15 protein-coding genes are annotated in these 15,506 nt (G+C 65.3%); 5 read left to right on the top strand and 10 right to left on the bottom strand.

Features of this window, described 5'->3' with window-relative positions; translation table 11 throughout:
- Positions 1 to 2: 2 nt before the first annotated feature.
- The 5 genes from fabZ to I1E95_RS12605 all read right to left on the bottom strand — a co-directional run bounded on the left by fabZ (position 3) and on the right by I1E95_RS12605 (position 5,623).
- Positions 3 to 458, bottom strand: coding sequence for a 3-hydroxyacyl-ACP dehydratase FabZ (gene fabZ, locus I1E95_RS12625; RefSeq protein ID WP_231594624.1), 456 nt, complete (start codon positions 456 to 458; stop codon positions 3 to 5).
- A 6-nt stretch (positions 459 to 464) separates the two neighbouring features.
- Positions 465 to 1,316 (bottom strand): UDP-3-O-acyl-N-acetylglucosamine deacetylase, encoded by an 852-nt coding sequence (gene lpxC / locus I1E95_RS12620; protein WP_197162761.1) that lies wholly within the window; start codon positions 1,314 to 1,316, stop codon positions 465 to 467.
- Positions 1,316 to 3,631: a BamA/TamA family outer membrane protein gene (locus tag I1E95_RS12615; RefSeq protein WP_231594623.1), complete on the bottom strand. Its 2,316-nt coding sequence runs from the start codon at positions 3,629 to 3,631 to the stop codon at positions 1,316 to 1,318. The genes lpxC and I1E95_RS12615 overlap by 1 nt, the downstream gene beginning before the upstream one ends.
- 103 nt (positions 3,632 to 3,734) lie before the next feature.
- A complete protein-coding gene (gene purC, locus I1E95_RS12610; RefSeq protein ID WP_197162757.1) occupies positions 3,735 to 4,490 on the bottom strand; it encodes a phosphoribosylaminoimidazolesuccinocarboxamide synthase in 756 nt (251 codons plus the stop codon).
- The gene (locus I1E95_RS12605; RefSeq protein ID WP_231594622.1) at positions 4,487 to 5,623 is read right to left on the bottom strand and encodes a hypothetical protein; all 1,137 of its coding nucleotides are present in this window, start codon (positions 5,621 to 5,623) and stop codon (positions 4,487 to 4,489) included. Before I1E95_RS12605 ends, purC begins: the two co-directional genes overlap by 4 nt.
- Before the next feature lie 71 nt (positions 5,624 to 5,694).
- On the opposite strand from I1E95_RS12605, the gene purD reads away from it, so the two are divergent.
- Together purD and I1E95_RS12595 are read left to right on the top strand one after the other, a co-directional pair.
- Positions 5,695 to 7,020 (top strand): phosphoribosylamine--glycine ligase, encoded by a 1,326-nt coding sequence (purD, locus tag I1E95_RS12600; RefSeq protein WP_197162755.1) that lies wholly within the window; start codon positions 5,695 to 5,697, stop codon positions 7,018 to 7,020.
- 84 nt (positions 7,021 to 7,104) lie between these two features.
- Positions 7,105 to 9,108, top strand: coding sequence for an ATP-binding protein (locus tag I1E95_RS12595; RefSeq protein ID WP_197167499.1), 2,004 nt, complete (start codon positions 7,105 to 7,107; stop codon positions 9,106 to 9,108).
- Here the strand turns inward: I1E95_RS12595 and kaiC are convergent.
- The 3 genes from kaiC to I1E95_RS12580 form a co-directional block, all read right to left on the bottom strand.
- Positions 9,105 to 10,649: a circadian clock protein KaiC gene (gene kaiC, locus I1E95_RS12590; protein WP_197162754.1), complete on the bottom strand. Its 1,545-nt coding sequence runs from the start codon at positions 10,647 to 10,649 to the stop codon at positions 9,105 to 9,107. The two genes, I1E95_RS12595 and kaiC, sit on opposite strands and share 4 nt — an antisense overlap.
- Before the next feature lie 76 nt (positions 10,650 to 10,725).
- Positions 10,726 to 11,064, bottom strand: a complete 339-nt coding sequence (gene kaiB / locus I1E95_RS12585) for a circadian clock protein KaiB (protein ID WP_197162752.1) — start codon at positions 11,062 to 11,064, stop codon at positions 10,726 to 10,728.
- Positions 11,061 to 11,948 carry a circadian clock protein KaiA gene (locus I1E95_RS12580; RefSeq protein WP_197162750.1) on the bottom strand — a complete coding sequence of 296 codons (888 nt, stop codon included), beginning with the start codon at positions 11,946 to 11,948 and terminating at the stop codon, positions 11,061 to 11,063. Before I1E95_RS12580 ends, kaiB begins: the two co-directional genes overlap by 4 nt.
- A gap of 176 nt (positions 11,949 to 12,124) precedes the next feature.
- Here I1E95_RS12580 and rplU point away from each other — a divergent pair, with 176 nt between their 5' ends.
- Positions 12,125 to 12,538: a 50S ribosomal protein L21 gene (gene rplU, locus I1E95_RS12575; protein WP_231594621.1), complete on the top strand. Its 414-nt coding sequence runs from the start codon at positions 12,125 to 12,127 to the stop codon at positions 12,536 to 12,538.
- Positions 12,539 to 12,591: 53 nt separating this feature from the next.
- Positions 12,592 to 12,858: a 50S ribosomal protein L27 gene (rpmA, locus tag I1E95_RS12570; protein WP_197162748.1), complete on the top strand. Its 267-nt coding sequence runs from the start codon at positions 12,592 to 12,594 to the stop codon at positions 12,856 to 12,858.
- A 38-nt stretch (positions 12,859 to 12,896) separates the two neighbouring features.
- On the opposite strand, the gene I1E95_RS12565 is transcribed toward rpmA, so the two are convergent.
- Both I1E95_RS12565 and I1E95_RS12560 read right to left on the bottom strand, forming a co-directional pair.
- Positions 12,897 to 13,688 carry a bifunctional 2-polyprenyl-6-hydroxyphenol methylase/3-demethylubiquinol 3-O-methyltransferase UbiG gene (locus I1E95_RS12565; protein WP_197162746.1) on the bottom strand — a complete coding sequence of 264 codons (792 nt, stop codon included), beginning with the start codon at positions 13,686 to 13,688 and terminating at the stop codon, positions 12,897 to 12,899.
- Positions 13,689 to 13,738: 50 nt separating this feature from the next.
- Entirely contained in the window at positions 13,739 to 14,494 is a 756-nt protein-coding gene (locus tag I1E95_RS12560; protein WP_197162745.1) for a queuosine precursor transporter, read from the bottom strand.
- Positions 14,495 to 14,562: 68 nt separating this feature from the next.
- Between I1E95_RS12560 and truB the strand changes: the two genes are divergently transcribed.
- The gene (truB, locus tag I1E95_RS12555) at positions 14,563 to 15,486 is read left to right on the top strand and encodes a tRNA pseudouridine(55) synthase TruB (RefSeq protein WP_197162743.1); all 924 of its coding nucleotides are present in this window, start codon (positions 14,563 to 14,565) and stop codon (positions 15,484 to 15,486) included.
- Positions 15,487 to 15,506: the final 20 nt, after the last annotated feature.

Genomic DNA, 15,506 nt, shown 5'->3' with positions numbered 1-15,506 from the left:
CCTCAGTCAACCAGGGAGAACATGAGTTCCCCGGAGCAGACCAGGTCTCCGTCCACAGTGACTTCAGCCCTCACTTTGCCGAAGCGCTTGCGTTTGAGACCGAGCAGTTCGCAGCTGATGCGCAACTGATCACCAGGCACCACCGGCCGGCGGAAGCGCACCCCGTCGATGCCGGCGAACACGAACAACCCCTTGGGCAACTCCGGCATCTGAGTGACGATCAGACCACCCACCTGGGCCATGGCCTCCACGATCAGCACACCGGGCATCAGAGGGCGGCCAGGGAAATGACCCTGGAACTGGGGCTCGTTGAGGGTGACGTTCTTGAGGGCAACAGCTCGCTTACCTGGTTCGTACTCGATCACGCGGTCCACGAGCGCGAAGGGATAACGGTGGGGCAGGAGGTTGAGGATCTGCTCGGAGGTGAGCAGGGGAGCGCCAGCGGGAGTAACGGACAACGGGCTTCAGGTCGAGCGGGATGGAGCGGCCAGGGCCGCTGCCAGGGCAGTGTGCAGCCCGTGGGATCCACGGAAGGCGAAGACCTGGGCCTGGGGCAAGCCCGCCAGCGCCAGGTCCCCCAGCAGGTCCAAGAGCTTATGGCGCACCGGTTCCTGGGGGAACCGCAGGGGGGGATTGAGCCAGTGATCCCCATCACAGACCAGGGCACTCTCCAGATCTCCGCCCCGGATCAGGCCGGCGGCCCGGAGCTGATCGATCTGATCCCGGAAGCCGAAGGTGCGGGCTGGCGCGATCTGCTCCACGAAGGAGGAAGGGGTGAGCTCAAGCGAGTAGACCTGGCGGCCGATGGCGGGCTGGCTGAATTCGATCGCGGCACCGATCCTTGGCGTGTCACTGGGAAGGGCCGTGGCGAAGCTCTGGCCCTGCTGCAGGGTGATCGGAGCGTCCAGAGGCCGGAGAGGCTCCCGGGGACCCAGGTGTCGCAGACCCGCTGCGGCGATCGCCTCCACCCAGGGCAGAGCAGACCCGTCGAGCAAGGGGATCTCCTCACCCTCCACCAGCAGCTCCACATGGGAGAGGCCGGTGCCGGCCAGGGCCGCCAGCAGATGCTCCACCGTGGCCAGCCGGCGCTGATCCAGCCGCAGGGCCGTGCACAGGCGGGTGTCGCTCACCTGCGACGGGTGCAGGGCCACCGCCTCCAGTGCCGGTGCGTCCAGCCAGCCCACCGAATAACCGGGTCGTTCGCTGGGCTGCAGGCGGACGCGACAGGAGGTGCCGCTGTGCAGCCCGACCCCTGTGCGCTCGACAGACGTCCCCAGGGTCCAGGCCTGGCTGTAGTCCTCGGGCCAGACGGTCACTAGAACTTCCAGCCCACACCGAGGTTGAAGCGCCAGTCACCGGTGAAGCCCTCGCTGGCCACCTCCAGACGCAGCGGACCAACCGGTGTGGTGACGATCAGACCGGTGCCGACCGAGAAGCCGCTGCCGGGCTTGTCGAGCAGCGTGCCCGGACTTCCCGGCACTCCCGACTGGCTGCCGAAGGTCGTGCCGCCATCCACAAACAGCTCTCCGCTGACGATGCTGAACAGGGGGAAGCGGTATTCGATCGTGGCCTCCCCGAAGCTGCGTCCCACGCCCATGTCGCAGTCGGCATAGCCGCGCACGGAGTTGGAACCTCCCAGGCAGAAGGCTTCGTAGGGAGGCAGATCACCGATGTTGGTGCCGGCCGAGAACTGAAACGCCAGGGTCTGCTTGCAGTCGGGAGTTTCACCGGGCTTCGGCCGGCAACCCTTGTAGAACTTCAGCCAGTTGACTGGAATGAAGTAGCTGTAACTGGCGCGCAGGCGGTTGAACGTGGGCGAATCTGGCCCCACAGAGACGTACTGCTCCGTCCCGACGCTGAGGAAGGAGCCGGATGTGGGATTGCGGGGATCGTTGAGGGTGTTGCGGGTGGCCGCCACCCGCAGGGCCACCAACTGATTGGTGGTGGCGCAGTTGAAGGCGATGCAGATCACATCGTCGACTGGAGCATCCGAGCCGTTGAAATCATTGGTACTGACGCCGAAGGGTCGGCTTGAGCCGGCGAAGTTGATCGGCCTGACTTCCTGGGCACTGAGGCCGAGCACCACACTCCAGAGCGCCCGCTTGAAGGGGTTACCGCCGTTGAGAGGGCGCACGAACTGAATATTGCCGCCAGCGCGCTGAATGGCAACGGAGTTACCTTCGTAATCAAACCAGCTGTTGTCGGGAGATTGTGATTCGGCTTCGGAGACCGAGCGGAAGGTTTTGCTCTCAGGGTTGTTGTTGTTGTTGATGTTGTACGCAACGCTGGTACCCGGCGCTTTGTAGAAGTCGGTGACCGTATTGATGTTGCCGTTGTTCTGACTCTGGAAAATCTGGGGAACGTCGCGGCTGAGAAACAGTCGGGCGCGGAAGGCCGTGCGGTACGCATCTCCTTTGATCCAGGGATCCGTGAAGGAGATGTCGGCGAGGCCTCCGAACTGGCCATAGGTGAAGTTGACCCCCAGGTCCCAGGCCCGGCCGAGCAGATTGCTGTCCTGCAGCTGAATCTGGCCGAACACACCCTGGCTCTGGCTGTAACCGAGACCGCCGGAGAGGGATCCCGACGACTGCTCGACGATCCCCAGCACGATCACCACTTCGCCGGGCTTGGCCGGCACGGGCCGCAGGGTCACTTTGATGTCACCGAACAGGCCGGTGCCGTAGAGGCGCTTGATGTCCTCCTCGAGGTTGCGGCGGTTGAAGGTCTCCCCAGGCTTGATCGAGATTTCGCGGCTCACGACCCATGGCTTGGTCTTGCCACGGATCGGCTCGCCCTTGTCGTTGGTGGCCGAGCCTTCCTTGTTGAGGAACTGAACCTCCACCCCCTCGACGGTGCCCTCTCGAACCGTGAGCAGCACCGTGCCATCAGGACTCACCCGGTTGGGACCGGTGACCCGCGCCAGGGAGTAGCCCTGATCGGAATACCACTTCTGCAGCTCCTGCATGCGCGATTGCAGGGTGTTGAGGTTGAGGGTCCTGCCGTAATCCGCGGCGAAGGTGTCCGCCAGGACCGTGGGCGGAAGCTTGACCTTGGCGGCGTCGAACTCAACCTTCTGCAGCACCGGGTTGGCGGTGGCGATGACCACCACCTGCACCCCGAGGGGACCATCCACCGGCTGGATGCGCACATCCGAGAACCAGCCGCTGGCATAGATGGCGGAGAGATCCGTCTGCAACTCGCTGCGCGTCACCCGGCTGCCGGGCCGGACCACCATGGCGTCGTAGACGGCCAGCTCCAGGCGCTCCCGCTCGGGGTGACCCTCGAGGCCCTGAACCACCACCTCACTGACCAGAACCCGCGGTTCATCCGGCTTGGCCGGCGCAAGGCTTTCGGGGCTAGCCGAGCTGGGGGGCTCGCCGGTGGGAGGCGTCGCCGGCGTCTCAGCCGGTGCAGGAACGGGAGTGCCGGCCTCAGGAGTTCCTTCGCCGGCTTCCGGGGCGGCCGTGCCCGGCTCTGAAGCAGTTCCAGGCTCTGAACCGGTGGCGGGAACTGGCTCAGCGGCCTGGGCCACTTCAACAGCCGGTTGCTGGCTCTGGGCAGCGGCCCTCGGGGGACTCAGAACCGCCAGCAGAGCCAGCAGAGGCAGCCCCAGCCAGACGGTGAGGGGCATGGACCGAAGCCCGACATCGGAGAAGGCAGTGCTGGTGCGGGCGTTGGGGATGACACCCATGGTTCTCCGAATCAAAGCGGCATGGCCGCAAATTGCCGTGACCTTACCCGTAGAGGCTGGGACCTTGGATCACCCCTTGGACCCGTTTGAGGACCTCCCCATAGGCCTCGATCACCCCGCCCAGGTCCTGGCGGAACCGATCCTTGTCAAGAATCCGATCCTTGTCATCGTCCACATCGAGGTCCCAGAGGCGGCAGGTGTCCGGACTGATCTCATCGGCCACCACCAGCTGGCCCTCGGCCGTGAAGCCCAGCTCGAGCTTGAAGTCCACCAGCTTCAGGCCGACGCCGGCGAACAGCTCCAGCAGCAGCCCGTTCACCCGGCGGGCGAGGGCTTCCAGCTCCTGGCGCTCTTCGCTGGTCACCAGGGCCAGCCGCTCCAGCCGGGCTTCGCTCAGGAATGGATCCGCGTAGGCATCGTCCTTGTAATACAGATCGAGCAGGGGCGGATCCAGCGGCGTACCCGGCGCGATCGGCATCTGCTTGCACAGCGATCCGGCCGCCACGTTGCGGATCACCACCTCCAGCGGGATCACCCGCACCGGCCGCACCAGCATCCAGTGCCGGCCTTGCATCCCCAGGTAGTGGGTGGGCACCCCCGCGCGCTGGAGGTGCTCGAACAACAGAGCAGAGATGCGGCAGTTCAGGGCGCCCTTCTCCGCCAGTTCGGCCTTCTTGAGGGCGTTGAAGGCGGTGGCCTCGTCCTTGAACTCCACGGCCAGCAGATCTGGCCGGTCGGTCCGGAAAACCCGCTTGGCCTTGCCTTCGTAGAGAAGCGGGCCCAGCTGATAGGCGGTCATGGGGTGATGGGTTCGGCGGACTCGGGGGCTGATGGGACGACTGGATCCTGGGGGGCCGGGTTGGCCGGTTGTGCCGCGGAGGGGGCATGGCCTCCAGGGTCGCGCGGGGAGCGCAGGCGTTGCTCCAGCACCTTGCTGCGCTCCGCCTCGGAGGGATCATCGCGCCGCAGCAGCCATTCGGCGTAGGTGTCGTCAATGCGGCGGCTGAGGCGCAACCGCCGCTGCCGCGCCGGTTCCGGATCCCCCCCCTCGAGCCGCTGCAGGGCCTGCTGATCATCGAGCAGCTGGGCCGCCAGACCCCAGGCCCCACCTGTGGCGGCCTGATCAAGGGCCATCTCCATGAGGGCGTTGCGCTGGGCCAGGGGAAGCTCGTCCAGCAGCGCCACCGCCAGCTTCAGCCGCTCAGCCGCCACCACACCCGGCAGGCGCCCGGCCAGGAGCACCTCAGCGGCTTCCTGGCGTCGGTCCATCGCTGCCAGATGGAAGGCGAGCACGTCGAGGGCCGAGCGGGTGTCGAGCGTGCCGTCGTCGCGCAGCCGCACCGGCAGCGCCATGGTCTCCAGGCGGCTGCGCTCGCCGTCGGCCAGCCGCCGCAGGGCCTCGGCGGCCCGCCGGTGGTTGAGGCCGGCATTGGCCGCCCGCCACTGCAGGGTCAGCCACTGCTGGCGCTCGAGCCCGGGGCCCGGTCCATAGCGGTCAAGCACCGACAGGGCCGCCTCCGGCGCCAGGCAACTGATCAGAGCATTGGCATTGGCGAGCACCACCGGCAGGGGCTGGGGAGCTGGGTACAGGGCCACCAGCCGGTCCTTGAGCTGGCGCAACCGCACGGGCAGATCAAACCGGGCGGCGTCCTGGCAGGCCTGCTCCAGCACCGGCAGCTGATCGGACGCCAGGGCGGCGGCATAGGCCTTCTCGTCCATCGGGAGGGGCACGGCCGGGGACCCTGGGGGGGGCGCCTGGGGGATCGGGACCGGCGCCGATGGACGCGGTTGCTGCTGAGCACGACTGACCCCGGAAACGCCGACGCCCAGCAGCAGCGTCAGCAGACCGGCCGCCCGCCCGACCCAGCGGGCCAGGTCACGGCTGGAAGGCGGTGCAGGGGGAACCACCGGCAAGTAGAGAAGGAATGACACGGCTGGCGGTCCACCGGGGGTCAACCTAAGGGAACCGATCGGCCACGTCCTCTCCGCGCCACCCCGGCCCCATGACAGCTTCGGTCCGCTCCACAGCCCCCGACTCCTCCGAGGCCAGCGCGCGCAGGCTGCTGGTGGTGGGCTCGGGCGGCCGTGAAAATGCCCTGGCCTGGGCCCTGGCCCGCTGTCCGGGGGTGGAGCGTGTCTGGGTGGCTCCGGGCAATGGCGGCACGTCACAGCTGGAGGGTTGTGAGGCCCTGCCCATCGGCGAGTCCGACCAGGAGGGTCTGCTGCGTTCAGCCCTGGAGCTTGGGGTGACTCTGGTGGTGGTGGGCCCGGAAGGTCCGCTCGCAGCAGGACTGGCCGACCGCCTTCGGGCCGGGGGGCTCGCGGTGTTCGGGCCGGGGGCCGACGGGGCCCAGCTCGAAGCCAGCAAACAGTGGGCCAAGGCCCTGATGATGGAGGCGGGCGTGCCCACCGCCAGCTACTGGGCTGCCTCCAGCCGCAGCGAGGCCCTGGCGGTGCTGAAACAGGAGGGGCGACCCCTTGTGGTCAAGGCTGATGGTCTGGCGGCCGGCAAGGGGGTCACGGTGGCTGAGAGCCTCGAGGACACGCGCGCCGCCATCGAGGAGATCTTTGCGGGACGGTTCGGTGAGGCCGGCCACAGCCTGGTGCTGGAGGAACGGCTGAGCGGCCCTGAGGTGTCGGTGTTCGCCCTCACCGACGGCCGGTCGATGGTGCTGCTGCCGCCGGCCCAGGATCACAAACGCATCGGGGAGGGTGACACCGGACCCAACACCGGCGGTATGGGGGCCTACGCCCCTGCCCCACTGCTCGATGCCGAGGCCCTCGAGCAGGTGCGCCGGGAGGTGCTGGAGCCCACCCTGAAGGCCCTGCGCCAGCGCGGCATCGACTACCGCGGCGTGATCTACGCAGGCCTGATGCTGAGCGACGACGGCGCCAGGGTCATCGAGTTCAACTGCCGCTTCGGCGATCCGGAATGCCAGACCCTGATGCCCCTCCTGGGCGGTGAACTGGCGGCAGTGCTGCTGGCCTGCGCCCGTGGGGCCCTGGAGCAGGCGCCACCACTGACCATTGCCGGGGGCTGCAGTGCCTGTGTGGTGGCCGCCGCCGCGGGCTACCCCGGAGAGGTGCGCCGGGGGGATGTGATCCACGCCCAGCCGCTGACCACTTCGCGGCGGCAGCTCTTCCATGCCGGCAGCCGCCTGGAGGAGTCGGGCGCCTGTGTGACCGCCGGGGGACGGGTGCTGGCGGTGGTCGCCCAGGAGGAGGATTTCGATGCGGCGTTCGCCAGCGCCTACGCCGGCCTTGATCAGGTGTATTACGAAGGCATGACCTTTCGCCGAGACATCGGTCACCAGGTCCGGCGCCCCTAGGGTGCCAGGACAGCTTCGCTTCCAGGCGTGAACGACGCCTCGCCGTCCCCGACCACCAGTCCCGATCACGCCGGCGCTGCGCCGTTGCCCCTGGGCTGGTGGGAGCAACTCAACCTCTGGTGGGCGGAGTTCAGCCTCCAGACCAAGCTCCTGGCGGTGGCCACCCTGGTGGTGAGCCTGATGATGACCGGCATCACCTTCTTTGCGCTCAATGGCATCCAGAGGGATGCGCGCATGAGTGACACCCGATTCGCCCGGGACCTGGGCCTGCTGCTCTCAGCGAATGTGACGCCTCTGGTGGCGGAGGGGAACGACCGGGAGCTGGCGGCTGTGGCGGAGCGCTTCTGGCGCTCAAGCCGCAGCCTGCGCTACATCTTCTTCGCCGATCCCGAAGGGGTGATCTACCTCGGGATCCCCATCAGCGCGACCAACGGCGGCAGCGAACTGCTGCTCAGCCGCAAACTCGAACTGCCGGCCGAACTGCAGCGCCGTCCCCAGAACCCCCTGATCCGGCAACACCTCAGCCCCGATGGCCAGGTGACCGATGTGTTCGTGCCGATGGTGAGCGAGGGGCGCTATCTCGGGGTGCTCGCCCTCGGGATAAACCCCAACGAAGCGGTGCTCGCCAGCGCGGCCCTCACCCGTGAGGTGACCGTGGCGGTGTTCATCTCGATCTGGGTGCTGGTGATCCTGGGGGCAGTCTTCAATGCCCTCACGATCACCCGCCCTGTGAAGGAATTGCTGCGGGGTGTGCGCGCCATCGCAGGTGGCGATTTCGAGGCCCGCATCGCCCTCCCCGTGGGCGGAGAGCTGGGGGAACTGCTGAATGGCTTCAACGACATGGCCTCCCAGCTGGAGGCCTACGACGCCGCCAACATCGAGGAGCTCACCGCCGCCCAGGTGAAGCAGCAGAGCCTGATCGCCACCATGGCCGATGGCGCGGCTCTGCTCGATGGTGAAGGACGGATCGTGCTGGTCAATCCCACCGCCAGACGTCTGTTCCGCTGGGAAGGCCGCAATCTCGAAGGCAACGAGCTGGGCAGTGAACTGCCCGACGTGCTGGCGATGGAGCTGCATGGGCCGCTGGACTCCCTCGTGAGCGGGGACAAGGACAGTGCCGATGTGCGCTGCAGTTTCGGCGAACCGCCGCGCACCCTGCGCATCGTTCTGCAGACGGTCAAGGACGCCGCCGGGGAGAGCCTGAAGGGCATCGCCATGACGGTGCAGGACCTGACGCGGGAGGTGGAGCTCAACGCCGCCCAGAGCCGCTTCATCAGCAACGTGTCCCATGAGCTGCGCACCCCGCTGTTCAACATCAAGAGCTACGTGGAGACGTTGCACGATCTGCGCGATCAGCTCAGCGAGGAAGAAACCCAGGAATTTCTGGCGATCGCCAACGCCGAGACCGACCGCCTCACCCGGCTGGTGAACGACGTGCTCGATCTCTCGCGGCTCGAATCCGACCGCACCTGGACGCTTGAGCCGATGGAAGTGCGCCCGGCCATGGAGCAGACCCTGCGCAACTACCGCCTCAACGCCGAGGAGAAGGGGGTGCAGCTGGAGCTGGAGGTGGATGCTCACCTACCCGGAGTGCGGGGCAACTGGGATCTGCTGCTGCAGGTGTTCGACAACCTCGTGGGCAACGGGCTCAAGTTCACCCCAGCCGGGGGCCGCGTGATGCTGCGGGCCTACCCGTGGCCAGATTCCTGCCATCTCGATCCCGCCAACCTGCCGGCGCTGGACGCCCCGAGCTGTGAGCTCAGCTCACCCCTGCCAAGGCTGCGGGTGGAGATCGCCGACTCGGGCACAGGCATTTCGCGGGAAGACCAGCTGCGCATCTTCGAGCGCTTCTACCGGGTGGAGAACGCCGTTCACACCGAAGTGGGCACGGGGCTTGGTCTCTCGATCGTGCGTGGCATCCTTGAGAAGCACGGCACCGCGATCCAGATGGCGAGCGAGCCTGGGGTAGGAACCACGTTCTGGTTCGACCTGCCCCTCGAGCAGGCCGACAGCGATGAATTGATGGTGGAAGGAGAACGCCGCTCCCAGCAGGCCCGTCTGGCGGAGCCGAATCTGGCAGGGGTCTAGAACGACTCCTCACCTTCGAAGCTGCGAGCGATGCGTGAGAGCTCGGTGCGCTCATCGGTGGTGACCCGATGGGGAACACCACTGATGATGCGCTCGAAATTGGAGAAGGAATCCCTGATTTCAGGGCCATTACCGGTGATCACGAATTCACGGATGCCTTTGTCATGCCAGGAACCCCGCATCTTGAACACGTTGATGGCACGCGCCATTTCGCCACGGATTTCCACATACTGAAGTAGGAGAATGGTGTCGGTGATCGTAGAGATGTGGGAGTCGGTAATGGAGTGACTGCCCATGAATTCCTCCGATGTATTGGTAAAGAAACCGGCAATCTCTTCCTGCTTGACATAGCCGGTAACTCCGATCACGAACTGGCGGAAAGCATTGTGGCTGACGCCCCTGGACAGTGCCGACAGAGAATCGATGGCCATCCGTGCCGGCTTGAACTGGCCGATCTCCGTTTTGATGATCTGCAGGTGATCCTCCAGACCGGTGGATTCCGGGTAGGCGCAGATGATCTTGAGCAGCCCATCCTGCTCCATCTGCTCGAAATCAATACCCCAGCTGGTGGCATTGCGCAGCAACTGGGCCCGCGACTCTTCATAGGCAAAGAGGATGGCACGTTCCTTGTTGTTGCAAGCATCTTCAACGAACTTGCTGACCAGCAAGGTTTTACCCGTGCCGGTTGCACCGGTGGCGAGGATGATGGAATCCTTGAAGAAGCCACCGCCGCACATCTCATCGAGCCGCGGTACTCCCGAACTGATGCGCACATTTGAGGACCTCTGGGTGAGCTGCATCGCCCCGAGCGGGAAGATGGCAACTCCGTGGGCTCCCATGGTGAACGGAAATTCACCCTTCATATGGGTGGTACCGCGCAGCTTGAGAATCTCGACCGTGCGCCGTCGGCGCTCGCCTTCAAGTACATTACGCAGAATAATCACATTATCGGAAACAAACTCTTCAACGCCATAACGAGCGATTGGCCCATATTCGTCGATCCGCTCAGTGGTCATCACAGTGGTGACACCGATTTCCTTCAACCTAGCGATCAATCGGAAAATCTCACGTCGCACGACCGAGACGGCGTCATACTGCTGAAAGACGGCGGTGATTGAGTCGATCGCAACGCGCTTTGCCTTATACTTACGGATGGCATAGTTAATCCTCTCGATCAATCCGGAGAGATCGAAATTACCGGCCACATCCTGACCATCTGGATCGGGAGAGGCATCCAGAATGAAGAGCTTACCCTGGGCCACCAGTTCCTGCAGGTTCCAGCCGAAGCTGGCAGCATTACGGATGATATCGAGGGGTGATTCCTCAAAGGTCACGAAGATCCCGGGCTCGTCGAAGTGACGAATGCCATTGTGGAGAAAATGAAGCGAAAATACCGTCTTCCCCGTTCCCGATGTGCCGCTGATCAGGGTGGAACGCCCGATCGGCAAGCCCCCCTGACAGATGTCATCAAGGCCTTCCACACCTGTGGGCAGCTTCTGCAGCTTCATGCTGGGCTGGCTGGTGGCACTGAGATCCTGCATGAGGCCTTGAACTTAGGCCCAGAATCTAGGTCCCAGGCTGGACCAGGACAAAAAAGGCAGGGGTGATCTAAAGAATTCAGATTTCATCAGGCTCGTCCATCATCTCGTCGGCGATCTGGCGGTCGGTGAGCTCGTCATAGAGCAGGTCAAGACCGATCAACACCCGCTCACGGTCGGAGAGATCGCCGATGATGCGACGCACCGGTGGCGGCAGGATCTTGGCCAGAGTGGGGGTCGCCAGGATCTTGTCTTCTTCTGCCAGTTGCGGATTCTTGAGTACATCAATCACCTTGAGGGCATACACGCCCTTGAACTCCTGTTCAAGAATCTGACGCAGGGTCTGGAGAGCCCGCATCGAATTGGGAGTGTTCCCAGCCACGTAGAGCTTAAGAATGTAGGCTTTCTTGGGACTCATGATTTCAGCGGAGATGAGGTGACAACCTTGGCGGTCATTCCTCCGCCAGCCTTGTCGATCGTTTCCGGGGGGAGTGAGCGACGATACATCTCACAGAGATGGGCCATGACATCAAGCAAAGCCAGACGATAGTCCTTCAGAAAATCCTGTTCATGGCCTTCTAGTTGAAGTTTTTTCCAGAATTCGTCGATCATATCCACGTGAATTTCTACTGTTTTAGTGATCGGAAGGTCACTGAAAAAGGCCGTATTCACAAAGCTCTCCAGGGCCTGATTGGCAGTTGCAGGATCTCGAAAGTAGCTGACGAGCAGGTCTCGGTAGGTTCGCCGAAGGGAGCCCAGCAGCACCTTTCGCTCAGCCGCGGAGAGATTGCGCAGAAAGCGGGAGGAATCACGCTTGTAGAAAATCCCAAGGTAGCCAAGCCTCTCGCGCAGGCGATGGGGCAACCTCCAGTTGGATTGGGCACCTTCCCCGACATCGGGATCGCTGGCCTCGGGGTCACCCCCCGATCCGCCTGAACTTCTGCGACGCAGGCAGCGCGAAATGGCCGCATCAAGGCTGTAGCTGAGCTGCTCCATCTGATCAGGAGGGAGATGCACTTCGTCCTGGAAGTACTCCATCGGCCCGCTGAGCTGCCCCAGCACCACCGCCGGCAGGATCCGGCCCTGGGCCCGCAGGCGCTGGAAGGCCTCGATCGAGAGCACCCCGGGCTCCAGGAGTACGGCATCGAACTGTTCCCAGCAGCGCTCCAGCTCAGCGGCGGGATCCTGATGCAGACCCAGCTCGATCAATTCGTAGCGCCCCTGGGGCAACCAGGCGCTGCAGGCCTGGCGCAACTGCTCATCGCGGATCAGCGAGGCCACGGTGAGCGCCGGCTGGGTCATGGGGAGAGAAGCAGCGGCAGCGGTGGTCCGACCTTAGTGTTGACGAGTCGGCAGGCAAAGAGAGAAGATGTTTGCTTGTCGATTGTTCGGTTGTGCGAGAGGCCTGAACAGTGGCGAGCGGATGGCGGCGAAGGCCGGCCTCCACACCCACTGGCCTGTCCACGCCCCCTGAGCCCATGAGTCAAGCCACCGAGAGCCCCGCTCCCGAGAGTCCAGCCACCGCAACGGAGAGCTCCGCTCCCGTTGCCGCCGGAGCCGACCTGTATGCCATCGCCGAGGCTTCCGGCCAGCAGTTCTGGTTCCAGCCGAACCGGTACTACGACCTGGACCGCATCGCCGCTGAGGTGGACGAGACGGTGACCCTGGAGAACGTGCTGTTGGTGCGCGACGGCCAGGGCACGAACCTGGGCCACCCCTACGTGAGCGGAGCCACCATCGAACTCAAGGTGATGGCCCATCGCCGTGGCCCGAAGATCCTGGTGTACAAGATGCGCCCGAAGAAGAAAACCCGCCGCAAGAACGGTCACCGTCAGGAACTCACCCGGGTGATGGTCGAGTCGATCAGCGTCAACGGCAAGGCGATCGCCTGAGCGGCGGCGCTTCAGTCCACCTCCGAATCCATCCCACCACCTCCCCCCACCCCATGGCCCACAAGAAAGGCACAGGCTCCACACGCAACGGACGCGACTCCAACTCCAAACGTCTCGGCGTCAAGCGTTACGGCGGTGAAACCGTCACCGCCGGCTCCATTCTCGTGCGCCAGCGCGGGACCTCGGTGATGCCTGGCGTCAACGTCGGTCGCGGCTCCGACGACACTCTGTTCGCGCTTGTGCCGGGTGTGGTGAGCTTCGAGTCGATCAAACGCGGTCTACGCGCTCGCAAGCGCATCCACGTGTCCGAAGCCGTCTGAAGGTTCCGAGCTGCCGGGGGGTCTTCCCCCCTCCCCGCTCATCCCATCAGCCGATAGGCCCGGGTGGTGATCAGGTAGGGGTGGAAAACCTCCAGAAACCGGCTCTGCAGCGAGCGGAAGAACTGCTCCACCAGCGCAGGATCATCGAAGTGGAACGGGTATTCCCCGTCGAAGCCTTTGAAGAAGTACCAGTTGAGCAGGGCGATGGCCCCTTCGCTCATGCGCGAGGCGAAGCGCTCGAGCTGGCCGGCTGGATCACTCAGATGTTCCAGCACATCCAGGCAGACCACGGTGTCGAAGTGCTGAGGCAGATCTGGATCGTCAAGATCGCGGCAGACCTTCAGACGATCACTGAGCCCGAAGTGTGCGGCCCGCTCCGCCACAAACGCGCGGTTGTGGGGGTTGATGTCCACGAACCAGACCTGCTCCACCTCGGCCAGTGCCGCGGCCGCCAGGGCATGGGTGCCGATCCCACCACCGAAATCGAGCACCGCTCCGCGGGCGAAGCGAGCCTGCAGACGCAGGGTGTCGCCGATGTAGTCCGCACTGCCCAGATGCCAGGCTGCCAACTCGAGCAGGTGTCCGGTGCCCACGGTCTGCTCATAGAACGCCTCCACCCGCTGCGGATCGAAGCCCACCGCACCGGGATGGAGAGAGGCGAGGTCGGCGCAGCTCTGCGGCAGGCGCTCCTCAAGCTGTTCAGCAGTGAGGCCCAGATAGGACGCCAGCTGCTGACGCAAGCCAAAGCCATCGCCGAGAAAATCCTCCAGATCAAGGCCTTCACGGGCCGCTGCTTTCCCTCCCTCCAGGGTCGCCGTGGGCCAGGTCATGGGGCATCCACCTTCTGGCAAATCGTCTGATCGCTGGAACTGAAGCCAGGCTACGGGGAGCCCGGATCCTCCAGCTCCGCACCGGCGCCTGGCACCTCCAGCCATCGGCGCAGCCAGGCCACCAGCAGATAGAACGGCAGGGTGTCGAGCAGGGCCGCCACCAGCTTGAACAGGTAGCCGCTGGCGATGAAACTCCCCAGCTGGGGCAGGATCGCCTCCTCGGCCCGCAGGGGCAGCACGTGGGCGGCGTAGTGGCTGATCAGCACCACCGCCGTGGTGTCCACCAGCTGGCTGATCAGGGTGGACCCGTTGTTGCGCAACCACAGGGCCCGGCCTGCGGTGAGGCGCTTCCAGAAATGAAACAGCCGCACATCGGTGAACTGGGCGGCCAGATAGGCCACCATCGAAGCCCCCACGGCTCCGAACGCCAGGGTTCGCATCTCATAGAAGAGCGGCAGGCGCTCCCCCGCAGCCGCCAGCGGCAGACCGGCACTGCCCCCATGACCATCCAGCCCCGGCAGGACTCCTCCCAGCCAGAGGATGAGAACGATCCAGCCGTTGAGCAGCAGCCCCACCCACACCAGCTGGCTGGCCTGCCGCTCCCCCCAGATCTCGCTGATCAGGTCGGTGCAGAGGAACGTGACCGGGTAGGGAAGGGCCCCCACCGCCACCACGATCGGCCAGCCGCCGATCGAGCCCAGGGTCAGAAAGCGGGTGAGGCCGAGGATGTTGAGCATCCCCATCGTGCCCAGGAAGAGGCCCGCCAGCACGAGAAAAGCCAGGTCACGGCGCTGCTGCAGGGTCACGGGCGAAAGGGGGAACGGGCGCGCCCTCCAGCCTGCAGGCCGGGAGCCCGGATGCAACAGTGCCTGCCATGACCTCGTCCGGCAGCCAGCCCAGAGCGACCCAGCAGGCAAGGACGCCATGCGGTTTCCTCATTCTCGACAAACCGGCAGGCATCACCTCCCATGGCTGTGTGACACGGGTGCGACGCCGCTATGGCCTCAAACGTGTCGGCCATGGCGGCACCCTGGATCCGGCCGTGACCGGCGTCCTGCCCCTGGCACTGGGGTCGGCCACCCGACTGCTGCCTTACCTCGATGGGGCCAAGGCCTACCGGGGGGTGATTCAGCTGGGCCTGACCACCGACAGTGACGACCTCAGCGGCACTGTCCTCAGGCGCCAGCTCCTGCCGCCACTCAGCCGGCAGGAGCTGGCGGCGGCCCTGGCCCCCTTCCGCGGCCCGATCCTGCAGCGACCGCCCCAGGTGTCTGCGGTGCACGTGCAGGGGGAGCGGGCGTACACCAGAGCCCGCCGCGGAGAACACTCGGACCTGCAGGAGCGAGCCGTCATGGTCGAGCGGCTGGACCTGCTGGGCTGGGAGCCCAGCTCCGGGCGGCTGGAGCTGGAGGTGCGCTGCAGCGCCGGCACCTACATCCGCTCCCTGGCGCGGGATCTTGGTGAGGCCCTCGGCTGCGGCGGAGCCCTCGCCGAGCTGCGTCGCACCGAAGCCCTGGGCTTCACCCTCAGCGCAGCCGTGAACCTCGAGGAGCTTGAGGCGGAGCCGCCGCCGCCGCCCCTGGCTCCCCTCCTTGCCCTGGCCCACTACCCCGCCTTCACCCTGGAGCCCGGTGATCTGGTGAGCTGGCGCTGCGGCCGGCGCCTGGCCGGCCCCTCCCACCTGAGCGAGCACCAGGTGGTGGTGGTGCTCGATCCGGATGGCAACCTGGCAGGGATGGCCAGGGCCATGCCCGACGGCTGGCTCCAGCCCCGGCTGGTGCTGGAGGCCATGGGCTGATCCCCTCGGGGATCCACCTG

It is taken from the genome of Synechococcus sp. CBW1107 (genome assembly GCF_015841355.1).
Lineage (GTDB): Bacteria > Cyanobacteriota > Cyanobacteriia > PCC-6307 > Cyanobiaceae > Regnicoccus_A.
Note: the sequence above shows the minus strand (reverse complement) of the source record. Positions and strands in the feature narration are given on the sequence as shown.